The sequence below is a fragment of the Burkholderia sp. WSM2230 genome (genome assembly GCF_000472445.1).
In the GTDB taxonomy this organism is placed as follows: domain Bacteria; phylum Pseudomonadota; class Gammaproteobacteria; order Burkholderiales; family Burkholderiaceae; genus Paraburkholderia.
Window position 1 is genome coordinate 279,836 of the sequence record NZ_AXAJ01000004.1, and the last position, 25,355, is coordinate 305,190.

Consider the following 25,355-nt stretch of genomic DNA (forward strand, 5'->3'; position numbering starts at 1 on the left):
ATGGCCGCCTTCGCAAAAACAGAAACGCCACGGGAAAGGTTTCCCGTGGCGTTTCTTTCATCGAGCCGCGTCGTGGTCAGCCGGTGCCGGTGCATGGCTTGCGCACCGTTCGCACTGGTTGCGCGCTCAACCATTCTGGTTGAAGGACGCGCGACCGGCGCCGCCTCAGCCGTCCAGCCGGCCGAGATCGAACAGCAGCACTTCCGCCTGCTCGCCCTTTTCGAGCGTCACGGTGTCGATATCGCTGAGCTTCGCCGCGTCGCCGGCTTGCAGCGCCTCGCCATTCACCGCGAGCGAGCCACGCGCCACGTGCACGTAGACGAGCCGCCCTTCCGGCACAGCGAACGTGGCCGTTTCCGCGCCGTCGATCAGCGCGGCGTAAATCGACGCGTCCGCATGGATCGTCACCGAGCCGTCGCGACCGTCGGGCGACGCGACGACGCGCAGACGGCCGCGCTTGTCGGCGGCGTCGAAGCGCTTTTCCTCGTAGCCCGGCTGATCGCCCGCACGTTGCGGAATCACCCAGATCTGCAGCAGGTGCGCCTCTTCGTCCTGCGACGCATTGAACTCGCTGTGCATCACGCCCGTGCCGGCGCTCATGCGCTGCACGTCGCCGGGACGAATCGTCGAACCGTTGCCCATGCTGTCGCGGTGCGCGAGCGCACCTTCGAGCACATACGTGACGATCTCCATGTCGCGGTGTCCGTGCGTGCCGAAGCCCTGTCCGCCCGCAATGCGGTCTTCGTTGATAACCCGCAGCGGTCCGAAATGGACGTGCTCGGGGTCGCGGTAGTCGGCAAACGAAAAGCTGTGATACGAGTCCAGCCAGCCGTGGTTGGCATGGCCCCGTTCTGCGGAGCGGCGGATTTCGATCATGACGTACTCCCGGTGAAATTGGCGATGGCGAGAATGTATGGGCTCGCCGCTCCCCTGACAATCGGGCGCAAGCGCACTGGATCGTTTCGCAAATCCGCGTAATCGCACGTGACTTCACGAGCCACCGCGCGTTCCTGCGGACGAAACTGCAGCGCACGGCTTTGCAGCGATGCGGCGTGCATGCGTCGCGCACACGCAACGCCTCCCGAGGCGGCGCGGGCGCGGCGCACACCGCGGACTGGCGCCCGCTCCCTGTTCGGGTAAAATACCGCGCTTTTCACCGCACATGGTGGCGCAAAGCGCGCCGGCACGGCCGGACATCACGCGCAAACCGCGACGGCGCTGCAATTTTGACCGCCTAGAATAGCGACGGCCGGCCACAAGCCAGGCTTCGTCGGGATCGGACAAGAAGACGATCAGTTTGACCCAGGAGAAACATGAAGAAGCTCGCACTGTGCGTAGCGCTCGCCGTCATGGCCACCGGCGCCATGGCAAAAGAATGGAAAACCGTACGCATCGGGGTTGACGCCAGTTATCCGCCGTTCGAATCGAAGGCGGCCAGCGGCCAGGTAGTCGGGTTCGACGTCGATCTGACCAAGGCGCTGTGCGCAAGAATGAACGTCAAGTGCGTATGGGTGGAGCAGGATTTCGACGGCATCATCCCGGCACTCAAGGGCAAGAAGTTCGACGCAATCGTGTCGTCGCTGACCATCACGGACAAGCGCCGCGAGCAGATCGATTTCTCCGACAAGCTGTTCGACGCCCCCGCCCGCATGATCGCCAAAGCCGGCTCGCCGCTCTTGCCCACCGCTGAATCGCTGAAGGGCAAACGCGTCGGCGTCGAACAGGGCACGACTCAGGAAGCGTACGCCAAGGCCTATTGGGAGCCGAAGGGCGTGACGGTGGTGCCCTATCAGAACCAGGATCAGGTCTACGCCGACCTCACCTCCGGCCGGCTCGACGCCGCGCTTCAGGACGAAATCCAGGCCGACGCGGGGTTCCTGAAAACGCCGCGCGGCAAAGGCTTCGCCTGGGCCGGCCCGGAAGTGAAGGACGCGAAAACCATCGGCGAAGGCACGGCCATCGGTCTGCGCAAGGAAGATGCCGAGCTTAAGACGATGTTCAACAAGGCGCTCGCGCAGATTCACCAGGACGGCACGTTTAGAAAGCTCGAAAAGCAGTACTTCGACTTCGAGATCTATCCCGGACACTGAGCGGCCAGCGGGCACGCCTGAAACGGCCGCCTGCCTCGGGCGTCCTGCCCGGGTTTCCGTCAAATGCACCAAACAGGAGACTCGGGGCTCGCCCGCATGGGCGTGCCCGGGGCTTCGTAATACAGTCGGTCTAGTTTCAAAGAGAGTCGAAAAGCGCGCTGCAGGACCGGCAACGGCCATGCAGTCATGATTTGCACAGCGGTGCGCTGTGCGCTGCGGATCACGGCGGGCGATGCCCGCGTTACCTGCGGCGCCGGTCCGCCCGCGTCTTTCGCGGTGTGTCGCAAACGCATCGTCAAGGACCCCCTATGTTCCTTCAAGGCTACGGCCCGCTGCTTCTCAACGGCACCTGGCAAACCGTCAAGCTGGCGGTTTTGTCACTGGCGCTCGCTTTCTTGCTGGGCCTTCTCGGCGCGGCGGCGAAACTGTCGAAGAACCGCCTCTCGTACGGCGCCGGCACCGTCTACACGACGCTCGTGCGCGGCGTGCCCGACCTCGTGCTGATGCTGCTGCTCTTCTACAGCATCCAGATCTGGCTCAACAATCTGACCGACATGCTCGGCTGGGAGCAGATCGACATCGACCCCTTCGTGGCCGGCGTCGCGGTGCTCGGCTTCATTTACGGCGCGTACTTCACTGAGACGTTCCGCGGCGCGTTTCTCGCGGTGCCGCGCGGCCAGCTGGAAGCCGGCGCGGCCTACGGCATGACGAGCTGGCAGGTGTTCTCCCGAATCATGTTCCCGCAAATGATGCGCTTCGCGCTGCCCGGCATCGGCAATAACTGGCAGGTGATGGTGAAGGCCACGGCGCTCGTGTCGATCATCGGTCTAGCGGACGTGGTCAAGGCTTCGCAGGACGCGGGCAAAGGCACCTTGCGGTTTTTCTTCTTCACCCTGCTCGCGGGGGCGATCTATCTCGTCATCACCACAGTGTCCAACTTCGTGCTGATGTACCTCGAAAAGCGTTACTCGACCGGCGTGCGAAAGGCGGATCTATGATCGAGATCATTCAGGAATACTGGCGCAATTATCTCTACACGGACGGCTACCGCTTCACCGGCCTCGCGATCACGCTGTGGCTGCTGGTCGTTTCGATCGGGCTCGGCTTCTGCCTGTCGATCCCGCTTGCAGTGGCGCGCGTCTCGAAGAAGAAATGGCTCGCCGGTCTCGTCTGGCTCTACACCTACATCTTTCGCGGCACGCCGCTTTATGTGCAGTTGCTGCTGTGTTACACGGGCTTATACAGCCTCGAAATCGTTCGCAATCACGAGCTGACCAACGCGTTCTTCCGCGACGGCATGCATTGCACGCTGCTCGCGTTCACGCTGAACACCTGCGCGTACACCACGGAGATTTTCGCCGGCGCGATCAAGGCGACGCCTTATGGCGAAATTGAAGCGGCACGCGCGTACGGCATGTCGTCGTTTACGCTGTATCGGCGCGTGATTCTGCCTTCCGCACTGCGCCGTGCGCTGCCGTACTACAGCAATGAAGTGATCCTGATGCTGCACGCCACGACCGTCGCCTTCACCGCGACCGTGCCGGACATTCTCAAGATCGCGCGCGACGTGAACTCCGCGACGTATCAGTCGTTCAATGCTTTTGGCATTGCCGCCCTGCTCTATCTGTGCATTTCTTTCGCGCTCGTGTGGCTGTTCCGCCGCGCGGAGCACCGCTGGCTCGCTTACCTGCGGCCGCAAGGCAAATAATCGGGCCCGCGCCCGGCATGTAAGCACGCCCAAGGATTCTGATGAACAACACGAAGCAAAAGCTTTTCGTCGACGAGCTTCATAAACAGTACGGCGACAACGAAGTCCTCAAGGGCGTTTCCCTGAAGGCGAACGCCGGCGACGTAATCAGCGTGATCGGTTCCTCCGGTTCGGGCAAGAGCACCATGCTCCGCTGCATCAACTTTCTCGAGCAGCCGAACGCTGGGCGCATCTTCGTGGACGGCGAAGAAGTCCGTACGCAACTGGCGAAGAACGGTGCGCTGCGCGTGTCCGACCCGAAGCAGCTGCAACGCGTGCGGACCAAATTGTCGATGGTGTTTCAGCACTTCAATTTGTGGTCGCACATGAACGTGCTCGAGAACATTATCGAGGCGCCCGTGAACGTGCTCGGGCTCAAGCGCAAGGAAGCCGAAGATCGCGCTCGCGAGTATCTGGAAAAGGTCGGCCTCGCGCCGCGCCTCGAAAAGCAGTATCCGTCGCATCTGTCGGGCGGTCAGCAGCAGCGCGTGGCGATTGCGCGCGCGCTCGCCATGCACCCCGACGTCATGCTGTTCGACGAACCGACCTCCGCACTCGATCCCGAACTGGTGGGCGAAGTGCTGAAGGTCATGCAGACGCTGGCCGAGGAAGGCCGCACGATGATCGTCGTCACGCATGAAATGGCGTTTGCGCGCAACGTGTCGAATCACGTGATGTTCCTGCACCAAGGCCGCGTGGAAGAAGAAGGCCATCCGGATCAGGTTTTCAGAAATACGCGCAGTGAGCGGCTGAAGCAGTTCCTTTCCGGCAGTCTTAAATAGCAAAACATGTCGCACAGCCTGGTATTTGAGATTTGGCGACGAATCCTGATTACCGGCTGTAGTCAAAGTAGTTTTACAAGGCGCTTACGGGCGCCTTTTTTGTTTCGGTCAACTGCGTAATCCGCGCTTTTCGGCCGCGAAATCCTCGTCCAGTCTGCTCTCCAGCTCACGTTTTCCGCCCTAGCCTGCCGCAGTGAATGCGTCAATAGTGGCAATCCTTGATCTCGCCCTTCTCGATCCGTGATTCGCTTGTCGCATAAGGGTTTTCGCCGTTTCGTCGGACGCCGCAACGAGCCTTTGCGCACACCGGTATTGCAATTTGGAGACACAGGTCAAGCTCGGTACTAATTTCTTCTCACACTCAAGTTTATTTTTGATAAATTAGTAACCAAAGTAGCAAAACTAAGTACATTAAAAGTAGTTTCACTTCAAAGCACAGAGGAGAACCGGTCGGCGAGGGATCGGCATGGCGAACAGAACAGCCTCAAGGCTGCACGTCAGGACAGGAGACCAATCCGCCCGCTAATCTCCCTGGTACCGATTTCTGTTCGGCGCGGCTCGCGTCCGAACACCATTCGCAGTACTGGGTTTCACTTTTTGACAGGGTATGGAGGAGAAGATGAAGAAAGCTTTGCTCGCCGCTGCGCTGATGTCGGCCGGGGTCGTTGCGCATGCTCAAAGCAGCGTGACGCTGTATGGCCGCCTTGACGCGGGTCTCGAATACATCAGCGGTCTGCCGAACGCCAACTATACCGGTTCAACCTCGCGCTGGCGCGCGGAAAGCGGTGACTGGGGCACGAGCCTGTGGGGCATGAAGGGCGTCGAGGACATCGGTGGCGGCAACAAGGTCCTGTTCCAGTTGGAAGGCTCGTTCAACACGATGAACGGCCAGGGTCCTGGCGGCGGCGGTCTCTTCAATCGCTGGGCAACGGTCGGTCTGTCGAACAGCGCATACGGTACGCTGACCATGGGTCGTATGCTGTTCATCTCGAACGGCGTGTGGGACTTCGATCCGTTCGGTCAATCGAACTGGTCGTCGGCATCGCTGGTACGTGGCCGCAACTGGCCGCAATCGAGCAACAATATCGCTTACCAGTCGCCGAAGTTCTACGGCTTTGACGTGTACGGCCAGTACGCACTGTCGAACGCGACGAACTGGAACGGTAACGGCACGACGTCGCAAGGCCGCGAAGCGGGTCTGCAACTCACGTACACCTCGTCGCTGTTCCAGGTTCGCGGCATGTACGACGAAATCCGCAATAGCGCAAACGGCAACTTCACGAACCCGTTCACCGCATCGCGTGAATACACGGCTGCTTTCAACGTGTTCCTCGGCCAGTTCAAGGTCCAGGGCGCGTACCAGGCAGTGCGCACGTCGTCGGCTGCTACCGCCGCAGGCACCTCGCCGACCTCGCTCGATCACGAATGGGGCGGTGTGACGTGGCAAGCCACGCCGGCTGCAGCGCTGATCGCTGCGGTCTATCACGTGAACGCGAACAAGGGCGGCGGCAACGCAACGATCTACACGATCGGCGGTTCGTACAACCTGTCCAAGCGCACGCTGCTGGACATCCAGATCGCAACCGTGCGCAACAGCAAGTCGGCTAACTTCGGTCTGGACGCGAACAACGCAGGCAATGGCGGCAACATTACCGCTTCGGACGGCACAGTCTCGTACAACGAGAACCCGCTGCCGGGCCACAGCCAGACCGGCGTGTACGCAGGTATTCAACACTCGTTCTAACCGGACGGTGTTCCCCGAAGGCGTCGCCTTCGGGGCCTGGAAGTTCTTCAAGAGAATCTTTTTCACGCTGCTGCGAGAGGCGCGTATCGGTGCGATGTCCGCAAGGGTATCGCACCGTTTTTTATTGGCGCGCGAGCTTTCATGAAACTGCGCTAAAGCGCGCGCGGCGTTTCAGTCACGCGCCGGCGCACCGCTTCGGTGCGCGAGCGGCTTAAACTGCCGCCTCGTTTTCCTCGCCCGTACGGATGCGAATCACGCGCTCCACGTCAGCGACGAAGATCTTGCCGTCGCCGATTTTGCCGGTGCGCGCCGCGCCGATGATCGCGTCGATCACCTGGTCGCACTGGTTGTCCGCCACGACGACTTCGATTTTCACCTTCGGCAGGAAGTCGACCACATACTCTGCACCACGATAGAGCTCGGTGTGACCTTTCTGCCGGCCGAAGCCTTTGACCTCGGTGACGGTCAGGCCCGTAAGGCCGACTTCAGCGAGCGCCTCGCGCACTTCGTCGAGTTTGAACGGTTTGATGACTGCGGTGATGCGCTTCATGGCGAACCTCGTCTCGTGACTGGAAGAGTGAAAGGAAAATGGATGATTTTTATTCTACGCCGCGCCGGATGCCTTGCGGCAGTCCGGCGCGCTCCGGGCAGCGCGCAAGGCGCTGGCTCACTCCACCGGTTCGGTATAGCGCGACGTGATCGGATAACGCCAGTCGCGACCAAATGCGCGATGCGTGACGCGAATGCCGATCGGCGCCTGGCGGCGCTTGTACTCGTTGACCTTGATGAGCCGCGTGACGCGCTTCACGTCTTCGACCGCATAACCCGCGGCGATGATTTCGGCGAGCGAGCGGTCCTCTTCCATGTACATGCGCATGATCGCGTCGAGCACGTCATAGGGGGGCAAGCTGTCCTGGTCGGTCTGGTTCTCGCGCAACTCGGCGGAGGGCGCGCGCGTCAGAATGCGCTCGGGAATCACGTTCTGCTTGTCGTAGGTGGTCGCCTGATTGCGGTAATGGCAGAGGCGATAAACGAGCGTCTTGGCGATGTCCTTGATCACCGCGAAGCCGCCGGCCATGTCGCCGTATAGCGTGCAGTAGCCCACCGCCATCTCGCTCTTGTTGCCGGTTGTCAGCACGATCGAGCCGAACTTGTTCGACAACGCCATCAATAAAGTGCCGCGGATGCGCGCCTGAATGTTCTCCTCGGTCGCATCTTCCGGGCGGCCTTCGAATTCTTGCGCGAGCGAGCTGCGGAACGCGTCGAACATCGGCGCGATGGCAATTTCGTCGTAGCGCACGCCGACGCGGCGGGCCATGTCGGCGGCGTCCGTGGTGGAGATGTCCGCCGTGTAGCGCGAGGGCATCATCACCGCGCGCACGCGGTCCGCGCCCAGCGCGTCGCACGCGACCGCCAGCACGAGCGCGGAGTCCACGCCGCCGGACAGGCCAATCAGCGCGCCTGGAAAACCGTTCTTGTTCACGTAGTCGCGCACGCCCATGACGAGCGCGGCGTATACCTGCGCTTCGAGCGTGAGCTCGGGCGCAATCGTGTTGCAGGCACCACTGCCTTTCGCATCGTTATGCTGGCCGCGCAACGGCGCGCCGTTTTCGAAGTCCACGAACCCGGTCGCTTCCTCGAACTGCGGCATCTTCGCGACCAGTTCGCCTTGAGCGTCGAGCACGAACGAGCCGCCGTCGAACACCAGTTCGTCCTGCGCGCCGACCATGTTGACGTAGACCATCGGCAACCCGGTCTCGCGAATCCGCGCACGCAGAATGTCGAAGCGCACCGCTTCCTTGTTCAGGTGGAACGGCGAGCCGTTCGGAATCAGCAGCACCTGGGCGCCGGCGGCCTTCGCCATTTGCGCGGCCGACGCATGCCACGCATCTTCGCAGATCACCACGCCGTACTTCACACCGTCGAGCTCGAACACGAACGGCTGCGGGTCCGACGCGAAGTAGCGCTTCTCGTCGAACACTTCGGTATTGGGCAGATCCTGCTTGCGATAGCTGCCCGCAATCCTGCCGTCGACCAGCAATGACGCCGCGTTGAATGTGTCGACCGGCGGCACGCCGCGCTCGATCGGCGCGTTTGCATTACCATGACCCAGGTTCGCGCCGTTCGCTCCCGCGTCTGCCCTATCGCGCAACGGATGACCGACGATCACATGCAGGCCGGCAAACGGCTTGAGTTGCGCGGCGAGGTCGGCCAACGCCGCGGCGCTCGCGGTATAGAACGCCGGGCGCAGCAGCAGATCTTCGGGCGGATAGCCGGACAGCGCGAGTTCAGGCGCGACCAGCAGCTTCGCACCGGCGTTGTGTGCGTCGCGCGCGGCGGCAACGATCTTCGCGACGTTGCCGGCGAAGTCGCCGACGGTGACATTGATTTGAGCAAGAGCGATTCGTGTCTTCATGGCAGGATAGACGGGCAAGCGGAAAGCTTGCGAGTCACGCGGCTTGTTATTGGCTCGACGGAACGGATGAACGGGCAAACGACAATTCGGATAAACGAACGACGCAGTACGTGCTTGACGGACCGCGTCGCTCATTGGGACAGTCACACAGATTGAATCAGGAACGCTTTGATTATCGCACGGGCATTCTGGCGTCGCCCTCCGAGGTGGACGCCGCCGAATGGAACGCCCTCCTCGCGCGGCAGCCGCAATCCACGCCGTTTCTGCGGCACGAGTTTCTGAGCGCGCTGGACGCCACCCGTTGCGCGGTGGCGGACACCGGCTGGGCGCCGCAATTCGTCACGCTGACCGACCCGCTCACGGGCAAGCTCGCCGCGGCCGCGCCAGTTTATCTGAAGGGCCACTCGTACGGCGAGTATGTGTTCGACTGGGCCTGGGCCGACGCGTACAAGCGCAACGGCTTGCCCTATTACCCGAAGCTGCTGTGCGCGGTGCCGTTCACGCCGGTACAGGGCAACCGCCTGCTCGCCGCCGACCCGCATGCGTTGCGGCACCTCGCGGCCACCTTGATGGCATTTGCCGAGCAGGCCGACGTGTCGTCGCTGCATGTCCTGTTTCCGACCGAGACGGAAGCGAACGCGCTCACCGAAATGGGCATGATGCAGCGCGAAGGCGTGCAGTTTCACTGGTTGAACGACGGCTATCGCGACTTCGACGATTTTCTCTCCACCCTCGAACAGAAAAAGCGCAAGAACATTCGCGCGGAACGCCGCAAGGTGCGCGACGCCGGCATCACGATGCGCCGCATCCGCGGCGAAGACATTCAGGACGCGGACTGGCGCTTCTTCAGCAAATGCTATCGGCAGACTTACCGCGAGCACTTTTCGACTCCGTATCTGAGCCTCGATTTTTTCCGCATGATCGGCGCGTCGATGCCGGAAAATCTGCTGCTCGTGATCGCCGAGTTTGAAGGCAAGCCCATCGCGAGCTCGCTCGTCGTCTATCAACGCGACGCGAAGACCGGCGGCACGCTGTATGGCCGCTACTGGGGCGCGCTCGAACACGTGCCCTGCCTGCACTTCGAGACCGCGTACTATCAGCCGCTCGAGTTCTGCATCGAAGAAAAGCTTGGCGCGTTCGAAGGCGGCGCGCAGGGTGAACACAAAATGGCGCGCGGCTTCCTGCCGACGGTCACGCGCTCGGCGCACTGGCTCGCGCATCCCGCTTTCGCGGATGCGGTCGGCCACTTTCTCGACAATGAAAAGAACAGCATCCACGCGTATGTGGACGAGCTGCGCGAACACAATCCGTTCAAAGGCTGACGCGCGTCCATGACGTGGTTTCTCTATCTGCTCGAATGCTCGGACGGCAGCGTCTATACGGGCATCGCCACCGACGTCGAGGCACGCTTCGAAAAACATGCGAGTGGCGCGGGCGCGCGCTATACGCGTTCGCGCAAGCCGGTGCGCGTGCTGGCGTCGTTTGAACTGGCGAACCGTTCGAGCGCCTCGCGCGCCGAATATTGGGTGAAGCGGTTGACCGCGGACCAGAAGCGCGCGCTGGCTGCGGGAGGAAGGACGCTTGAATCGGTGATGCCGTTGCCTGAGCCGGGGTTGGCCGTTGACGTTGAGGATGTCGAGCGGAAAGGCGACGGCGCGTGAAGGTGTGCGTGGAGCACGCTTGCGCGTGAGACTTGCGCGGCTGTTTAGTGTTTTGGGTCTTGCGCTGGCGCTTTGGTGCCGCTGCTTTGGTGCCGCTGCTTCCGTGCGGTTGCTTCCGAGCCGCTGCTTCCGTGCCATTGCTTTGCGCCGTCACTTTCGCCCCGTCGGGTCTGGCGCCGTTGCTCTCGCCCCGCCGCTCTCCCCTCGCCAATCTCCCCGATCACCCCCGCGCCTCGCGCATCCGCTCGGTGAGCAAGCGCTGCATCAGCGCCAGTTCGCCCACCGCATCCGCCTCGAGCGGCGTCAGACGCTCCCGTGCCGGAAGCTCGTGCCGCAGCGGCACAATCGTGCGATTTAGCGCGGCCTCGATGTCCGCGCTCACCGCCTCGACCCACTCGCCAAGCTCGGCGTGCATACCATCAGAATCACGCCGGTTCGCGCTCAGGCGAAGCTGCGTCGCCGTCCCCGCCATCTTGCGCAGCACACTCAGCACCGTCAGCGCGACGGTGTCGACCATGGAGTCTTCCAGCTTTTCCAGACGAATCCGCGCGATCGCCTCTTCTGCGTTATTGCTGCCCAGACCCGCCGCCCGGCGTAGGCGCTCCACCTCCTTCTCGCCTTGACGCGGCGACTCGAGCGCCGCCAGCAGATAAGCCAGATTGGCGCGCACGGCTTCGCTGAGATACGCGCGGTAATCGGTCTTTTCGCGCGTCGGCCACAGGTAGAACGTGGCGAAAAGCGCGAGCACGCAACCCAGCACGTTGTTGCCGAGGCGCGTCACCGCATACGCGATGCCGCTCGCGCCGGGCGCCGCGAAGTCGGCCACGAGCACGAAGGTCGGCGTGAGGAACAGCACGAAGAGGCTATAACTGACGGGGCGCAATGCCATCGTCGCCATCACGAGCGGAAAGACCGCGAGCGAAATGCCGAGCGGCGAATGAATCGCATAGCCGATGCCCGCCGCCAGCACGCCGCCGACAATGCTGCCCGCCGCGCGTTCGATGCTGCGCGGCCACGTCGCGGCAATCGACGGCTGCAGAATCAGCAGCGTCGCCATGGTCGCCCAATAGCCGAACGGCAAGCCCAGCGCGCGGATGACGAGAAAGCCGGCGGTCGTCGTCAGGCCGACGCGCGCCGCATGGCGCAAGCCGACGGATTCGACCGACAGATTAGCCTTGAGGGTCGACCAGAGTCGCGCAAGTGTGAGCGCGACGCTCTCTGCGAAACGCGGCGGCACCGCCTGCACCGGCGTGAAGTCGACCAGCTCGAAGTCGGACTTGAGCTTTACCGGCTCCATGAGCGCGCTTTCCAGACGCTGCGCGAGCCGGCGCAAACGCAACTGCTGTTGCGAAAGATAGGTCCAGCGCGCCTCGTTAGCGTCGGCGCCGATGTTGCGCAACAGCTCGCCCATTGCTGTGAGCAGACGCGCTGCGCGCGTGACGCGGCGAGCGTGGCGCCCGTCACCCGGCATTTTTTCGCACGCGCCCGAGACGGCGATCAGATACGCGAACAATGCCTCGCCTTCAGTCAACAGACCAAGCAGCGTGTCGTAAGTCTCGCGCGCGCCGGTTCGCGTTGCCGGGACGCGGGCCAGCGCCTTGCGCGAGCGCTCCAGCGCCGCGCGCGCATCGGCGCGAAACTGCGCAGCATGGGTCGCCCACTCGCGCGGCGTGCTGCGCTGTTGCAGCAGACGGGCGCTGTCGAACGCAATATCCGCGAGCCGCAAGTACACCGTGCGCAACGACGAGCGGCTCGCGCCGAACGGATGAATGCGCCACACGGTCAGGCTCAGCGCGACAGCGAACAGGCAGCCGGTCAGATAAACGCCGAGAAACGCGAGCCCTTCGCGGACATCGCGCATGGGCCGGTCGACCATCACGACGCAGGCGGTGGCGGCGAGAATCGTCACTTGCGAGGTCGCCGCGCCCCAGATGCGGCCGAATGCGCCGAGGCTCGTGAACACAAGGACCGCGAGCGCGGCCACCGCCGTGCCGCTCGCCGACGCGAAAGCGGTGAGCCCGCCGCATAGCGTGGAAAGCAGCGTGAAGCCCATCATCGACGCGAAGCGGGCGCGGTTCGAGCCGGCGGCATCGGCGAGGCAGGTCCAGAAGGCGCCGATCGCCGCCCACGCGAAGACCGGATCGTGCAACAGGTTGCCGAGCGCGAGCATCGCCGTTGACGCGCACGCGGCGCGCAAGCCTTCGGAGAGACTCGCCTCGCTGGCCGAAAACGACACCATCCACACCGGCCGCTTGCGATAGATCGCCGTGACGATCGCATACAGCCGATTCGACCAGCGAGGCAAAGAAGACGGCGTGTTGGACTTGCGGTTCGACATCCGGACGATGTGCTCCTGAAGCGGGCGCGTTGCTGGCGATTGCGGCGAACCGCACGGCTATGAAAGGCTATGCATGCCCATTGTCGACATGGCCGCGGTCGGGACAATCCGCCGCAGGCCACAAATAATAAGGGTTTACACCAAGATATAAAAATGGCTTTGGTTCATCCGCGCGATGCACTGCGGCTATGCGAGCGCATGGAGTCGCCTGCATACGTTCAGGCATCGCGAGGCAGATGCAATAAAAAACCGCGCGGCCCTTCCGGGCTCGCGCGGTTTCCAGCGTGATGCGTGCCGATCGGCGAACCGATGACTTGATTCTGTCCGACCGGCGCGTCAGGCCAATTACTTCTTGTAGTTCGCCACGCCTTCGCTGATTTCCTTGTGCGCGGCTTCGATGTCGGCCCAGCCTTCGACCTTCACCCACTTGCCCTTCTCCAGCGCCTTGTATTGCTCGAAGAAGTGCTTGATCTGGTCCTTCAGGTAAGCCGGCACGTCGTCGATCGACTTGAGGCTCGCGGTCATCGGGCAGATCTTGTCGTGCGGAACCGCGATCAGCTTTGCGTCCACGCCCGATTCGTCGGTCATTTGCAGCATGCCGAGCGCGCGTGCGCGAACCACGGAGCCCGCCAGCAGCGGGAACGGCGTGATCACCAGCACGTCGACCGGGTCGCCGTCGCCCGACAGCGTTTGCGGAATGAAGCCGTAGTTGGCCGGATAGCGCATGCCGGTGCTGATGAAACGGTCGACGACGAGCAGGCCCAGGTCCTTGTCGGCTTCATACTTCACCGGGTCGCTTTGCGCCGGGATTTCGATGATGACGTTGAAATCTTGCGGAAGGTCTTTCCCTGCGGGGACGTTATTGAAGCTCATGAGCGCTCTCTGGTCAGGATGGAATTCGGAGCACGGCAAGCAGCGCGTGCGCCCGAGGCGATGCGTGGTGAAACTCGCCTCGAATGCGAGCGCTGCGGCCGGACAGTACGGAATGCGCCATTATAGCCAATCGGCCGATGGCGCCCCTCGCCGGATCGGCGCGATAATCATCTGGCGCGTTGCGGTCGGGTCTCGCGGTTGTGTCTCAGGTTTGTGGGTCCCGATTGTGCCTCTCGTTTGTGAACACCGCGTAACGGCGCTCGCTTTGCGCGTCCGGTCGAGCGTGCGCCTGCTGCGCCACATCTGAAGGAGTCTGCATGGAAGAAGCCCGGCATTTCATTGGCGGCGAGTGGGCCGCTGCTTCAGGCGGCGACACGATCGCCGTGCTCGATCCCTCGGACGGCCAGCCGTTCACGCAGCTTGCTCGCGGCACCGCGGCGGACATCGACGCCGCCGTGCACGCCGCCCGCCGCGCCGTCGAAGGTGCATGGGGCGCCGCGAGCGCGGCCGAACGCGGACGCGTGCTGTACCGGCTCTCGATGCTCGTCGCCGCGCGCCAGGAAGAACTGGCGCAGCTCGAAGCGCGCGACACCGGCAAGCCGCTCAAACAGGCACGCGCCGATTCCGCGGCGCTCGTGCGCTACTTCGAGTTCTACGCCGGCGCCGCGGACAAGCTGCACGGCGAGACGCTGCCCTACCAGGCCGGCTACACGGTAATGACGATCCGCGAGCCGCACGGCGTGACCGGCCACATCGTGCCGTGGAACTATCCGATGCAGATTTTCGGGCGCAGCGTGGGCGCGGCGCTGGCCGCCGGCAATGCATGCGTCGTCAAACCCGCCGAGGACGCGTGCCTTTCCGTGCTGCGCGTCGCCGAACTCGCGGCCGAGGCGGGCTTGCCCGCGGGTGCGCTCAATGTGGTCACTGGCTATGGACATGACGCCGGAGCGGCGCTCGCCCGTCATCCGGGTATCGATCATATTTCGTTCACCGGCTCGCCCGAAACTGGCAAGCTCGTCACGCAAATGGCCGCCGAGAATCACGTGCCGGTCACGCTCGAGCTTGGCGGCAAGTCCCCGCAAATCGTGTTCGCCGATGCGGACCTGGACGCCGCGCTGCCCGTGCTCGTTTCCGCGATCGTGCAGAACGCCGGGCAGACCTGTTCGGCGGGCAGCCGGGTGCTGATCGACCGTGCCATTTACGAGCCGCTGCTCGACCGGCTGAGCGGCGCATTCAACGCGTTGCGCGTGGGGCCTTCGCATGCCGACCTGGATTGCGGGCCGCTCATCAACGCAAAGCAACAGCGGCGCGTGTGGGACTTCCTCTCCGACGCCCAGCACGACGGCATTGCAATGGCCGCGCACGGCGAAGTGATTCCAGAAGCACCGGAAAGCGGCTTCTATCAGGCGCCTACCTTGCTGCGCGACGTGCCCGCAACCCACCGCCTCGCGCGCGATGAAGTGTTCGGCCCCGTCCTCGCCGCCATGCAATTCAGCGACGAAGACGAGGCGCTCGCGCTCGCCAACGGCACGCAATATGGGCTCGTGGCCGGAATCTGGACGCGTGACGGCGCCCGGCAGATGCGTCTTGCGCGGCGTCTGCGCTCAGGCCAGGTGTTCATCAACAACTACGGCGCGGGCGGCGGCGTCGAATTGCCGTTTGGCGGCGTCAAGCATTCGGGCCACGGACGCGAGAAAGGTTTCGAGGCGCTGTATGGCTTCACGGTGCTGAAGACCATTGCGATCCGGCACGGCTAGCTGCTGAGCGGGTGCCTGCTTCACCAGTTGCAACGTCACAACTTCACAACATATACAGCGGAGACATCATGCGGTTGACAGGTAAAACGGCCATTGTCACAGGCGCCGGCTCGGGTTTCGGCGAGGGCATCGCTAAGACTTATGCGCGCGAAGGCGCGAACGTCGTGGTCAACGATCTGAACGGCCCGGCCGCCGAGCGCGTCGCGAGCGAAATTGCGCTGGCGGGCGGCAAAGCGATTGCGGTCGCCGGCAACGTCGCGCAACGCGAGGACTGGCAAAAGCTGCGCGAGGCGGCGCTCGAAGACTTCGGCAGCGTGCAGATCGTCGTCAACAATGCGGGGACCACGCATCGCAACAAGCCGGTGCTCGAAGTCACCGAAGCGGAGTTCGACCGCGTGTACGCGGTGAACGTGAAAAGCATCTACTGGAGCGTGCAGGAGTTCGTGCCGTACTTTCGCGAGCAGGGCGGCGGCAGCTTCATCAATATCGCGTCGACGGCGGGCGTGCGGCCGCGGCCGGGACTCGTCTGGTACAACGGCAGCAAGGGCGCGGTGATTATCGCGAGCAAGTCGCTCGCCGTGGAGCTCGGGCCCGATCGCATTCGCGTGAACTGCGTGAATCCGGTGATCGGCGAGACGGCGCTGCTCTCGGAGTTCATGGGCGTCGAGGATACGCCTGAGAACCGCAAGCGCTTTCTCGCCGGCATTCCGCTGGGACGCTTCTCGACGCCGCAGGATATTGCCAACGCAGCGCTCTATCTGGCTTCGGACGAAGCGGAGTTCATCACCGGCGTGTGTCTGGAAGTGGACGGCGGACGCTGCGTGTAGCAGCGCGCGGGACGTTGCGCGTTGCGTTTTGCTTTGCGATGTATCTGGCGCTGGGTTTGACGCGGTATTCGGCGTTGCATCCCGCGCTGCGCCGCTGCTTTTTGTGTACGCAGATGTGCCGTGAGCAAGCGCCGTTCACGCGCGGCGCTTGCCGGGCTCAGTGTTTTCCCCCGGTATCTAAATGACGTGCGAGCCGCGCCGCACGGCTAGAATCGATCGACGCGGCACTTCAATTCCACAAGAATAGAGGAGACACCATGGCTAGTCCCGCAGATCCGCTCCACCATCCCGGCGCGGGTGCGCCGCCTTCCACTTTTGAAGAGGCTACCTACCGCAAGGTCAACTGGCGACTCGCGCCGCTTCTGATGCTCTGCTACGTGGTCGCGTATCTGGATCGCGTGAACGTGGGCTTCGCGAAGCTGCAAATGACGAGCGACCTCGGCCTGAGCGACGCCGTTTATGGCTTCGGCGCAGGCATTTTCTTCGTCGGCTACTTTTTCTTCGAGATTCCAAGCAATGTGATCCTGCACAAGGTCGGCGCACGCGTGTGGATCGCGCGGATCATGGTGTCGTGGGGCGTGCTCTCCATGCTGACGATGTTTGTCACCACGCCCACCATGTTCTACGTGATGCGATTTCTGCTCGGCGTTGCTGAAGCCGGCTTCTTTCCCGGCATCATTCTGTACCTCACGTACTGGTATCCGGCGCATCGGCGCGGGCGCATGACGACGTGGTTCATGACGGCGATTGCGCTCTCCGGCGTGATCGGCGGGCCGGTGTCAGGATATATCCTCAAGACGTTCAACGGCATGAACGGCTGGCACGGCTGGCAGTGGCTGTTTCTGCTCGAAGGGCTGCCTTCGGTGCTGGTGGGCATTCTCGTGTTCTTCGCACTCGACGACCGCATTGCGAAAGCGAAGTGGCTCACGAAGGAAGAACAGGAACTGCTTCAGCGTCACGTTTCCGCCGAGGAAGCGACCAAACACGACATGCCGATCCGCCAGGTGCTGACGAGCGGCCGCGTGTTGATGCTGAGCCTGACTTACTTCTCGTTCGTGATGGGTTTGTATGGCGTGAGCTTCTGGCTCCCGACCATTATCAAGGCGACCGGCGTCACGGATGCGTTGGTGATCGGCTTGCTCTCCGCGATTCCGTTTGCGGCCGCGGTGGTGGCGATGGTGCTGGTCGCGCGCAGTGCGGACCGTACGCGCGAGCGCCGCTGGCATATTGCGTTGCCCGCGTTTGCGGGAGCGATTGGGCTGGTGCTGTCGGTGGTGTGGGCGCAGAACACATTGCTCGCGATGGCTTCTCTCACGCTTGCGACCATGGGCATTCTCACTACCTTGCCGCTGTTCTGGAGTTTGCCTACCGCGATTCTTGCGGGGACGGGCGCGGCGGCCGGGATTGCGATGATCAATTCGATTGGGAATCTGGCCGGGTTCTTGAGTCCATATGCTGTGGGGTGGTTGAAGCAGGCGACCGCGGCTAATGATTCGGGGATGTATATGCTCGCCGCGTTTATGGTGTTGGGTGGGTTGCTGGCGATTAGCGTGCCGGCGAAGATGGTTAATCGGTGAGGTGAGGTGGGTTTTTAAGGTGGGAGCCCTGGTGGCGATTTGCTGCTGGGGCTTTTTTGCTTGTGAATGACGCGGTGGTTTTGCGGGGGAACAGTGGTCGGTTGGTTTGGTGTGGTGCGAGATGATGGATGGGCTTAGCTCCTTCACTCTCAACGGGCAAAATGTCCGCCGGACCATTAGCGTTGAAACCGGCAAACCACGGCGCAATTCAACTCCGCCTTAGCCCACCTCATCCATTCAGCCAACTCGCAGCATTTCACTGTCAAGACCAAATTCAAGACAGCCCCTCCCTTATAATCGCCAAGTCGCCGGGAAACACCCAGCGACCAGGTTTAGCAGCCTGAACGTTGAAACCCGCACGCCTGCCCAGGCAGGCCGTGCGTCTGCTGCTGCACGTCTATAATTCTATGGGCGGGCCGTGGTGGGGGAGCCGCAAGGCTCGCCGGTTCTGGTTTCAACGCCGGTCTGCTAACCCCGCCACGTGCCCGCTCACCCCTTCCCCAAAAGCGGTTGTCCGGGCAATCCTAAGCATCACCAGGAAGATCGCACCATGACCAGGCCCGTCAAAAGTCAATCTGCTGCACGTCCACCCATCGACGCACTCCAGTACGAAAAACTCGCCCTTTCCGCCTTCGACCTCTGCGACCGCCAGGTAGCTCAACTGACCACGTTGATTACACTCACGTCTTCGATAATTAGCAATCCTGCTATTTCACGTGACGAACGACAGCGCCGTCAGACGCTCCTCGAATTGCTGCTGGACACGGCAGAGCAGTACCAGCAGGAACTCGAATGCGACCGCGAGCTCTTTCAAGTCATCGCGCTCGATGCCAAAGGTGTCCCGCAAAGCCGCATCACTGCGCGCCACGCGACGAAGCTGCTCGCCGAGGCATTACGGAGAGCGAAAGCAAGCGCCGACAATCAGGGCGCGGCGACGCGTCGCAAGAGAACGTCCGCGAAGCCTGCGCCCACACTGGCCGCGAACGTCGATCAGCGGCCCCTCGCCGCGCCACGCTAACTAGTGCAGCCCGAATAGAGATAAGGGCAGGCTCGCGTGCTACTCGTTGACCACTGCCCGATCAGCCTTCTTCGCAACCCGCTCACTGCACTCTTTCGAGATCGCCAGGTTTCCAGTTCTGGTCGAAATAAGCCTGAGTGGGACCATACAGGCGAAGCATCACGAAAAATCCCTGCCCCGGCACCGTTCGTCTCCAGTTGCGCTTCTTGCCTGCCGGCGCCTGCGGTCCGAAGTAGAGATCCGTCGATCCATCCGCGTTTGCGAGGGGCTTGTCGCGCGAGCCGATCGACGGGAACGGCTCGCCGTTATCCAGGCCCGACGCGGTTTGCGAGTCGTACAACGTCACAGACCAGAAGACCGCGGCGGGAACATTGGGCGGCAGGTGGAGGCGGTAGTTGCGCTCGCCGCGCAGGAATGCGGCATCGGCATCTTTGAACGTTGTCAGGTATCGCGCGCCCTGGCCGGGCACCGCCGATCCCATCGCGGGACTGGTTCCGAAAATGACGCTGTATGCGGCGCTGCGCGCATCGAGATCGAGAAAGCCTGCCGTCTTGTCCATCCATTCCCAGTCGGTGACGAAATTCCGCGTGGGCGTGACGTAATGACGGTCCGGGTAGATGAGTCCTCCGGGACGCTGTGCCAGCCCTTCATACATCATTGAACGGCTCATTCTGAAGGCGGTTCGCGCGGCCTGATCGAGGATTTGCCGCGTATGCCCATCGGGCTTGAACGGCTGGCCCTTCACGATGCCGATGGCGGCCATCATCCCGCGCCATTCGGGATCGGCGGTATCGCGCGGTTCACTGTCGATGAAACGGGCAAGCATGTCGAAGAAGCGGCCGTCAGCCGGATAGTTCATGTTGACCGGTACAGCCGAGGCATCGGGGAAGCGCATCGTCTCTGCCGGTCTGCCGAGCGGATAGATATGCGTTTGCTCCATCAGACTGACCGGCAAGGCGAGCCTGGCTGGATCGGCGAAAAACGCTCGCCAGAATATGAGCACGTTGTTCGTGCGGGACCGATACACGAAATAGCCGTCCGGAATCTTCCCCTGGTAACCCGGCGGCAGCACGAGAAACTTGCCGCCATTGCCGCGATCGGGGCCTGCGAAACCGACATCGCCCGCGTAGGTCGTTCCGTCGATCGTCGGCCCTTCGATTGGCCGCTGCCAGAAGTCGTTCAGGATACCTTGCTGTTTTGCTGGAACCTCGATGACCATCGGTCCGTTTTTGCCGACATCGATGTAGCCTAGCGCGTAGATCACATCTGAGTTCGGCGTAGGGATCACGGTCTTTGTGTCGAGCCGGCGCTTCCATACCGGAAACACGGTATAGCCGGCACCAAAGGCGCCCTCGGAGCCTTCCTTCATCGCGTAAAGGTTCACCGCGGGCAGCGCCCATAGGTAGACCTGGGTCGCACGCTGGAAAAGGAGTTCATCGCTCAGGATGGACGCCTCGTCTTTTGTGGGATACCCCTCCTTGAAAGGCAAACTTGCAAGCGATTCCCTGCGTGAAGCGATCTCCGACCGCGACGACTCATGGGCCGCATCGTCACGTAGAGCGCAGCCGCTGAGGAAACCTGCGAAGGTCGCGAAAATTACCAAAGCAAGCCAGCTTGTCACGCGCGGTCGCAGCATAGTTGTTCCTCTTCGTTCCGATGTAGCCGAAAGCAGCCGCCGACGGCATACAGGCAGGCTGCGGTTCTGTCCCAGGCAGATGTTATTCACCTTGCCGGCCAGGCCGCGCCCCTCGTTAAGAGGGGGCTAACCCACGCAGCACCAGAAACAAAAAAAATGGCCGCAGCGTCGGCTGCGGCCATCAGGTACAACGTGCAAAAGCAAGCGTGCGATTCAGCGAACGCCCATCACGCAAAAAGCAATCTCACACGATATTCATCGCCAACGCACTCTCGCGATAATGCAGGCTCGCCTTCTCGGTATCGCCCAACTGCTCATGCAAACGGGCCAACGCGCGATGCGAGCGGATCTTCAACGTCTCGTTATCGGCCAGCTTCAACGCACGCTCGAGGAACGACTGCGCCTTGCCCCACAACTGCTGATGCAGGCACAGCCGACCCAAGGCGAACAGCAGGTCCGCGTCTTCCGGACGTTCCTTCTGCCACGCCTCGGCCTTGTGGATCAGCGGCAACGCATCGCCGCCTGCCGTGTCCGGATAGCGGCGCAGCAAACGCGCGTCCCAATTCTGCGCGAGCGCGTCCTCCACGATTTTGCGCGCCTCCTGCGGACGATTCAGCGCGACCAGCAATTCCGCCGCGAGATCGGCGAGACGCGGTGAATGACGCTCGGTCGGCGTCAACGAGTTCCACATTTCGAGCAGCGCATCGGCGTTATGCCGACGATCGCGCAGCAGATTTTCCGCCGCGAGCTGACGCAAACGCACAGCGACAGCCGGGTGAATTGCCTCGCGCTTTTCCAGCGTCTTGACGAGCTTGAGCACTTCGCCCCAGTTCTTCAATTGCTGTTGCGCGCGCAACATGATCTGCTGCGCGTGAATGCGCCGCCCGCCCTGCGATTGCATTTCCTTCAACGCCGTCAGCGCGCCGTCCGCGTCGCGGCCGTCGGCGCGCATGTCGGCGGTGGCCATCAGACGCGCGTCCTGCCAGTCGGCCTCGTCGATCTGCGCAAGCCATTCGTCGCGCCGCGCATATTCGTGCATGCGATGCGCCGCGGTCGCCGCGATCAAACCGGCCGCGCCCTTGTTGTCGCCATTCGCGAGCGCATCTTTCGCGGCCTTCTCGGCGCGCGAAAAGCGCCCGGCGTACAGGTTGCCGATTGCATCGCGCAGCGCCGCGTGCGCCTTCGCGACGCGCGAGCGCGCACGATACGCGGCCACGCGCTGCGGCATGCGCCAGATATTGCGCACGATGCGCAAGAGCGCGTAGACCAGAATGAACAGCACCACCAGCCCGACCACGAACAGATTCAACGAGATGTCGACGCGGTACGGCGGATACACCAGCAGCACCTGCCCCATGTCGAAGCGCCCGACCACCGCTAGCACGACCGCGATGGTGAACAGCAGCGCGAGCCATAGAAGTCCCCGGATCGCCATGATTAACCTCGGCTCCGGTATTGATTGACCGCTTGCAGGCTCGTATTCAGATTCGGCAATTCGACCGCGGCGGAGCCGGCCTCGACCTGCTTGACGAGATCGACCACGTTCTGCGTTTTCTTCGACGATGCATCGAAGTAGCGCGTCAGCGCATTTTCCGCTGCCTGCAGGTCGGACTTGAGCGTGGTTTCGTTGCGCGACAGCAGCGCGAGCCGCGCCGACAGCAGACGCAGTTTCACGTTCTCCCGCACGAAGTAGCCTTGATCCGGCGCGACCATCATCGCGTCGGCGTTGTCGATACGGCGCACTTGCACCAGGCTCGTCAACTGCTGGCCGATGCCGCTCGTCACCTCGCGCCACCACACTTTCCAGCGCGGCTCGCCGGTGGCCGCCGCGACCTTCGCCGTGTCGGCCCAGGTCGCCGCGCGCGGCGTGGCATGCGCAATCGGCGCCTCGCCCGAAAGCGGCAGGCTGTCGACCTGATCGACCGCGTTATCGAGCTTGATGGCAAGACCGGTGAGATCAGTGGAAGGCGCGGCCTTCAGCTTGTCGATGTCCTGCGCGATGGCCTTTCGCACCGCGACCGCCTGCGGGCTGTCCGACGCCGCGAGCCGCGTATCGGCGCTTTGCAGCGCGAAGAGCGCAAGCTGCGTGTTGCCGGTAAGTTGCAATTGCTGGCTCGCGGCCGACAGCATCTGCCCCACTTCGGCGAGCGTCCAGTCGTCGCGATTGCGCGCGAGATCCGCGTACTGTTGTTGCAGCGCCTGCTGCGCGGCCTGCGCGTCGGCAAGCTTGCCTTCCAGTTGCGCGACCTGCGAGTCGGACTGACGCACCGTGGCGAGCGCCTGCTCCGTCTTGATGCGCAACTCGTTGGTCTGTGTGTCGTTCGCCTGCTGACGTTGCGCAATCTGCTGTTCGGTGCGCTCCAGCTTGCGATTGAGCGCATAGCCGCCCACGCCCGCGGCGCAAGCCAGAACCACGACGACAAACCACAGAAGCGGTCCGCTCGCGCTGCGGCGCTTTTGCGCTTCGTACGGCGTGAAGGGTTGGTTCGGCGGCAGGCTTGCGGTCGCGGCCGGCTTGGGTGAAGCGTTCGTGGATGCGTTCGTTTCAGTCATGCGTGATTGAGCCGGTGAATGAGCCGGATTGGACGGTACCGGTTGAACTACGGTCGGCAGGGCGGCGAGCAGGGCTTGGGCGATGCGCTCGTCGCCCGCGCCGGACACCGTAATCCTATCAAAACCCAATGCCCGCGCGGTCTGCGCGATACGGGGATGCGGCGTGACGAGCAACGCGCGCTTGAGCTGCACGATTTCGTCGGCGGTGAGGTGTTCTTGCGCCAGCTCGTGCAGATTGCGCACGCCTTCGGAACTCGTGAGCAGCCAGGCATGCGGTTCGCCTGCGAGCAGTTGATGCACGCGCGCCCAGGCGGCGATAGAAGGCTCGGGCACGAGGCGCCGGTATGCCGCGACCGTCTCCACTTCAGCCCCGGCTTCGCGCAGACGATCGGCGAGCCACTCGCGGCCGCCGTCGCCGCGCACGATCAGCACGCGCTTGCCTTCCAGCGTCGCCTCGCCGAGCGCTGCTTCGATCGCGGCGTAGAGACCTTCGGAATCGAAGCGGCCGTTGGCGTCATCCACGCCTGCCGCCGGGCTGATGATCTGGTGCGCCGGCGCACTCACGCCGTGACGCGCGAGCGCGCGCACGCTGCCCGGCCCGACCACGCCGACCGGCAACGCATGTGGCCAGATCGCGCCGCTTTTCGCAAACGCATGGTCGATCGCGTTGGGCGACACGAAGACGACGAGCGCGTAGCGTTCGAGCGAAGCGAGTGCGGCGCGCAGCGGCGCATCGTCCGCAACGGGGGCGATGTCGATCAGCGGAAAGTCGAGGGTGGCGACGCCGGCCGCGGCAAGCCGTGCGATCAACTCGCTCGACTGACCGGCCGGTCGCGTAATGACGACCGTGAACGCCGCCTGAGCGGCGGTTGAAGAGGACGCGTTGCGCGGAATATCGGCCGCCATCAGTCGCCGGACAAGGGGCTGTCCGCTGGGCCTTGCTCTGCGCCGCCCTGCGCGCCCGACGCCGCCGGGCCGCTTGCCGTGCTCAACGCGCGGACAATTTCCATCGCGCCTTGCTGTTCGAGCGCGCTCGCCACTTCGCGGCCCAATGCGACCGCGCGCTCCACGGTGGACGCCGGCGCCGACGCCTGCGCGCTCAGCACGCGCTGGCCGTCGGGCGTGGCCACGACGCCACGCAGATGCAGCGCGCCGTCATGCCACGTGGCGTAGGCGGCGAGCGGCACTTCACAACTGCCGCCGAGCGCGCGTGACACCATGCGCTCCGCCTCGACGGCCGCCGCCGTATGTTCGTGATGCAGCGGCGCGAGCCATGCCGCGAGGTCCGCCCGGTCGGCGCGAATCTCGATGCCGAGCGCGCCCTGCCCGGCGGCGGGCAAGCTGTCCTCAGGATCGAGCAGCGCGCGGATCCGGTCTGCAAGACCGAGACGCTTCAAACCTGCCGCCGCAAGAATGATCGCCGCGTAATCGCCGCGATCGAGCTTGGCAAGGCGCGTGTCCAGATTGCCCCGCAGCGCACGCACTTCCAGATGCGGATAGCGCATGCGCAGCATTGCTTCGCGGCGCAGGCTCGAGGTGCCCACCACCGCGCCGGCCGGCAGCGCGGCGAGCGAATCGTAATCGTTCGATACCAGCGCGTCGCGCGGGTCTTCGCGCTCCATGATCGTGGAGAGCGCGAAGCCCGGCGGCAATTCCATCGGCACGTCTTTGAGCGAATGCACGGCGAGATCGGCGCGGCCGTCGGCCAGCGCAGCTTCCAGTTCCTTGACGAAGAGACCCTTGCCACCCACCTTCGACAGCGTGCGGTCCAGAATCTGATCGCCACGTGTCGTCATTCCGAGGATTTTTACCTCGCAAGATGGATATAATTTGTGCAGCGCACATCGCACATGCTCCGCCTGCCACATCGCAAGGCGGCTCTCTCGCGAAGCAATCACAAGCGTGTGGGGTGGCGCGGCAAACGTCTCGGTGTTCATTAGCTTGTCGATTGAATGACGGGATGGAATAACAAGGAATGTTAGCACGCGCCCTTGCGTTCTCCCCTCGGTTCACCCGCCTGCCGCCCTTACGGAGCAAGGCTCGGGTCGAGGCGGCAGCGGGGCGCCGTGCCGGCGCGGTATCGATGGAGGAGACGGGCTTCGCGCCACGCGCGGCTGTCCCACGGTGTCTCGCGGCTGTCTTGCCACAGCCTCTTCACGCACGGTCGTTCGCGCATCGCGCCGCTGCATGCGCGATGATTCAATGCGGCGCAACATGCGCCGTATGCAGAGCTCGTGCGAGCGCGGCCATCCTCCCCGGCGTATCGCCATCGGTGCATACCGCTTCATGCAGTTCACGTTGCAGTTCAGTGCAGTTCCGAGTTCCGCAGTAGCAGT

Annotated in this window: 20 protein-coding genes; 11 read left to right on the plus strand and 9 right to left on the minus strand. The window is 63.2% G+C overall.

What is annotated here, in order from left to right:
- Window positions 1–165 precede the first annotated feature (165 nt).
- Complete coding sequence (locus A3AC_RS0111435; protein ID WP_025598970.1) at window positions 166–876, minus strand: pirin family protein; 711 nt, start codon at window positions 874–876, stop codon at window positions 166–168.
- 437 nt (window positions 877–1,313) lie between these two features.
- On the opposite strand from A3AC_RS0111435, the gene A3AC_RS0111440 reads away from it, so the two are divergent.
- The 5 genes from A3AC_RS0111440 to A3AC_RS0111460 all read left to right on the plus strand — a co-directional run bounded on the left by A3AC_RS0111440 (window position 1,314) and on the right by A3AC_RS0111460 (window position 6,363).
- The gene (locus tag A3AC_RS0111440) at window positions 1,314–2,090 is read left to right on the plus strand and encodes an ABC transporter substrate-binding protein (protein ID WP_025598971.1); all 777 of its coding nucleotides are present in this window, start codon (window positions 1,314–1,316) and stop codon (window positions 2,088–2,090) included.
- A 308-nt stretch (window positions 2,091–2,398) separates the two neighbouring features.
- Window positions 2,399–3,088 (plus strand): ABC transporter permease, encoded by a 690-nt coding sequence (locus A3AC_RS0111445; protein WP_025598973.1) that lies wholly within the window; start codon window positions 2,399–2,401, stop codon window positions 3,086–3,088.
- Window positions 3,085–3,798 (plus strand): ABC transporter permease, encoded by a 714-nt coding sequence (locus A3AC_RS0111450; RefSeq protein ID WP_025598975.1) that lies wholly within the window; start codon window positions 3,085–3,087, stop codon window positions 3,796–3,798. Before A3AC_RS0111445 ends, A3AC_RS0111450 begins: the two co-directional genes overlap by 4 nt.
- A gap of 41 nt (window positions 3,799–3,839) precedes the next feature.
- Window positions 3,840–4,619: an ABC transporter ATP-binding protein gene (locus tag A3AC_RS0111455; RefSeq protein WP_025598976.1), complete on the plus strand. Its 780-nt coding sequence runs from the start codon at window positions 3,840–3,842 to the stop codon at window positions 4,617–4,619.
- Between the two features lie 619 nt (window positions 4,620–5,238).
- On the plus strand, window positions 5,239–6,363 hold the full coding sequence (locus tag A3AC_RS0111460) for a porin (RefSeq protein ID WP_025598978.1): 1,125 nt from the start codon (window positions 5,239–5,241) through the stop codon (window positions 6,361–6,363).
- Window positions 6,364–6,574: 211 nt separating this feature from the next.
- Here the strand turns inward: A3AC_RS0111460 and glnK are convergent, their stop codons facing one another.
- The gene (gene glnK, locus A3AC_RS0111465) at window positions 6,575–6,913 is read right to left on the minus strand and encodes a P-II family nitrogen regulator (RefSeq protein ID WP_006048444.1); all 339 of its coding nucleotides are present in this window, start codon (window positions 6,911–6,913) and stop codon (window positions 6,575–6,577) included.
- Between the two features lie 117 nt (window positions 6,914–7,030).
- Window positions 7,031–8,779: an NAD+ synthase gene (locus A3AC_RS0111470; RefSeq protein ID WP_025598980.1), complete on the minus strand. Its 1,749-nt coding sequence runs from the start codon at window positions 8,777–8,779 to the stop codon at window positions 7,031–7,033.
- A gap of 152 nt (window positions 8,780–8,931) precedes the next feature.
- Between A3AC_RS0111470 and A3AC_RS0111475 the strand changes: the two genes are divergently transcribed.
- Together A3AC_RS0111475 and A3AC_RS0111480 are read left to right on the plus strand one after the other, a co-directional pair.
- Window positions 8,932–10,101 carry a GNAT family N-acetyltransferase gene (locus A3AC_RS0111475; protein WP_025598981.1) on the plus strand — a complete coding sequence of 390 codons (1,170 nt, stop codon included), beginning with the start codon at window positions 8,932–8,934 and terminating at the stop codon, window positions 10,099–10,101.
- Window positions 10,102–10,110: 9 nt separating this feature from the next.
- A complete protein-coding gene (locus A3AC_RS0111480) occupies window positions 10,111–10,440 on the plus strand; it encodes a GIY-YIG nuclease family protein (protein WP_025598982.1) in 330 nt (109 codons plus the stop codon).
- A 220-nt stretch (window positions 10,441–10,660) separates the two neighbouring features.
- Here A3AC_RS0111480 and A3AC_RS0111485 read toward each other — a convergent pair whose 3' ends face one another.
- Both A3AC_RS0111485 and ppa read right to left on the minus strand, forming a co-directional pair.
- Complete coding sequence (locus A3AC_RS0111485; protein ID WP_025598984.1) at window positions 10,661–12,778, minus strand: FUSC family protein; 2,118 nt, start codon at window positions 12,776–12,778, stop codon at window positions 10,661–10,663.
- A 345-nt stretch (window positions 12,779–13,123) separates the two neighbouring features.
- Window positions 13,124–13,651, minus strand: coding sequence for an inorganic diphosphatase (ppa, locus tag A3AC_RS0111490; RefSeq protein ID WP_013338535.1), 528 nt, complete (start codon window positions 13,649–13,651; stop codon window positions 13,124–13,126).
- Between the two features lie 317 nt (window positions 13,652–13,968).
- On the opposite strand from ppa, the gene A3AC_RS0111495 reads away from it, so the two are divergent.
- The 4 genes from A3AC_RS0111495 to A3AC_RS0111510 all read left to right on the plus strand — a co-directional run bounded on the left by A3AC_RS0111495 (window position 13,969) and on the right by A3AC_RS0111510 (window position 18,830).
- Complete coding sequence (locus A3AC_RS0111495; RefSeq protein WP_025598985.1) at window positions 13,969–15,408, plus strand: aldehyde dehydrogenase family protein; 1,440 nt, start codon at window positions 13,969–13,971, stop codon at window positions 15,406–15,408.
- Window positions 15,409–15,476: 68 nt separating this feature from the next.
- Window positions 15,477–16,235 (plus strand): SDR family oxidoreductase, encoded by a 759-nt coding sequence (locus A3AC_RS0111500; protein WP_013338533.1) that lies wholly within the window; start codon window positions 15,477–15,479, stop codon window positions 16,233–16,235.
- Window positions 16,236–16,492: 257 nt separating this feature from the next.
- Window positions 16,493–17,812: an MFS transporter gene (locus A3AC_RS0111505; protein WP_025598987.1), complete on the plus strand. Its 1,320-nt coding sequence runs from the start codon at window positions 16,493–16,495 to the stop codon at window positions 17,810–17,812.
- Between the two features lie 550 nt (window positions 17,813–18,362).
- Window positions 18,363–18,830, plus strand: a complete 468-nt coding sequence (locus A3AC_RS0111510; protein ID WP_025598989.1) for a hypothetical protein — start codon at window positions 18,363–18,365, stop codon at window positions 18,828–18,830.
- A gap of 82 nt (window positions 18,831–18,912) precedes the next feature.
- On the opposite strand, the gene A3AC_RS0111515 is transcribed toward A3AC_RS0111510, so the two are convergent.
- From A3AC_RS0111515 to hemC, 4 genes are all read right to left on the minus strand, one after another.
- Window positions 18,913–20,451, minus strand: coding sequence for a DUF1254 domain-containing protein (locus tag A3AC_RS0111515; RefSeq protein ID WP_232231931.1), 1,539 nt, complete (start codon window positions 20,449–20,451; stop codon window positions 18,913–18,915).
- Between the two features lie 259 nt (window positions 20,452–20,710).
- Complete coding sequence (locus A3AC_RS0111520) at window positions 20,711–21,901, minus strand: heme biosynthesis protein HemY (RefSeq protein WP_025598991.1); 1,191 nt, start codon at window positions 21,899–21,901, stop codon at window positions 20,711–20,713.
- Between the two features lie 2 nt (window positions 21,902–21,903).
- A complete protein-coding gene (gene hemDX / locus A3AC_RS0111525; protein WP_025598993.1) occupies window positions 21,904–23,925 on the minus strand; it encodes a fused uroporphyrinogen-III synthase HemD/membrane protein HemX in 2,022 nt (673 codons plus the stop codon).
- Window positions 23,925–24,956, minus strand: a complete 1,032-nt coding sequence (gene hemC, locus A3AC_RS0111530; RefSeq protein WP_025598994.1) for a hydroxymethylbilane synthase — start codon at window positions 24,954–24,956, stop codon at window positions 23,925–23,927. Before hemC ends, hemDX begins: the two co-directional genes overlap by 1 nt.
- Window positions 24,957–25,355 lie beyond the last annotated feature (399 nt).

Excerpts from the sequence above, each read along its gene's own strand:
- ppa (WP_013338535.1), bottom strand. The coding sequence starts at position 13,651 with ATGAGCTTCAATAACGTCCCCGCAGGGAAAGACCTTCCGCAAGATTTC.
- A3AC_RS0111450 (WP_025598975.1), top strand. The coding sequence starts at position 3,085 with ATGATCGAGATCATTCAGGAATACTGGCGCAATTATCTCTACACGGAC.
- A3AC_RS0111495 (WP_025598985.1), top strand. The coding sequence starts at position 13,969 with ATGGAAGAAGCCCGGCATTTCATTGGCGGCGAGTGGGCCGCTGCTTCA.
- A3AC_RS0111460 (WP_025598978.1), top strand. The coding sequence starts at position 5,239 with ATGAAGAAAGCTTTGCTCGCCGCTGCGCTGATGTCGGCCGGGGTCGTT.
- A3AC_RS0111445 (WP_025598973.1), top strand. The coding sequence starts at position 2,399 with ATGTTCCTTCAAGGCTACGGCCCGCTGCTTCTCAACGGCACCTGGCAA.
- A3AC_RS0111480 (WP_025598982.1), top strand. The coding sequence starts at position 10,111 with ATGACGTGGTTTCTCTATCTGCTCGAATGCTCGGACGGCAGCGTCTAT.
- A3AC_RS0111470 (WP_025598980.1), bottom strand. The coding sequence starts at position 8,779 with ATGAAGACACGAATCGCTCTTGCTCAAATCAATGTCACCGTCGGCGAC.
- hemDX (WP_025598993.1), bottom strand. The coding sequence starts at position 23,925 with ATGGCGGCCGATATTCCGCGCAACGCGTCCTCTTCAACCGCCGCTCAG.
- hemC (WP_025598994.1), bottom strand. The coding sequence starts at position 24,956 with ATGAACACCGAGACGTTTGCCGCGCCACCCCACACGCTTGTGATTGCT.
- A3AC_RS0111510 (WP_025598989.1), top strand. The coding sequence starts at position 18,363 with ATGACCAGGCCCGTCAAAAGTCAATCTGCTGCACGTCCACCCATCGAC.
- A3AC_RS0111520 (WP_025598991.1), bottom strand. The coding sequence starts at position 21,901 with ATGGCGATCCGGGGACTTCTATGGCTCGCGCTGCTGTTCACCATCGCG.
- A3AC_RS0111505 (WP_025598987.1), top strand. The coding sequence starts at position 16,493 with ATGGCTAGTCCCGCAGATCCGCTCCACCATCCCGGCGCGGGTGCGCCG.
- A3AC_RS0111485 (WP_025598984.1), bottom strand. The coding sequence starts at position 12,778 with ATGTCGAACCGCAAGTCCAACACGCCGTCTTCTTTGCCTCGCTGGTCG.
- A3AC_RS0111435 (WP_025598970.1), bottom strand. The coding sequence starts at position 876 with ATGATCGAAATCCGCCGCTCCGCAGAACGGGGCCATGCCAACCACGGC.
- A3AC_RS0111440 (WP_025598971.1), top strand. The coding sequence starts at position 1,314 with ATGAAGAAGCTCGCACTGTGCGTAGCGCTCGCCGTCATGGCCACCGGC.
- A3AC_RS0111455 (WP_025598976.1), top strand. The coding sequence starts at position 3,840 with ATGAACAACACGAAGCAAAAGCTTTTCGTCGACGAGCTTCATAAACAG.
- glnK (WP_006048444.1), bottom strand. The coding sequence starts at position 6,913 with ATGAAGCGCATCACCGCAGTCATCAAACCGTTCAAACTCGACGAAGTG.
- A3AC_RS0111500 (WP_013338533.1), top strand. The coding sequence starts at position 15,477 with ATGCGGTTGACAGGTAAAACGGCCATTGTCACAGGCGCCGGCTCGGGT.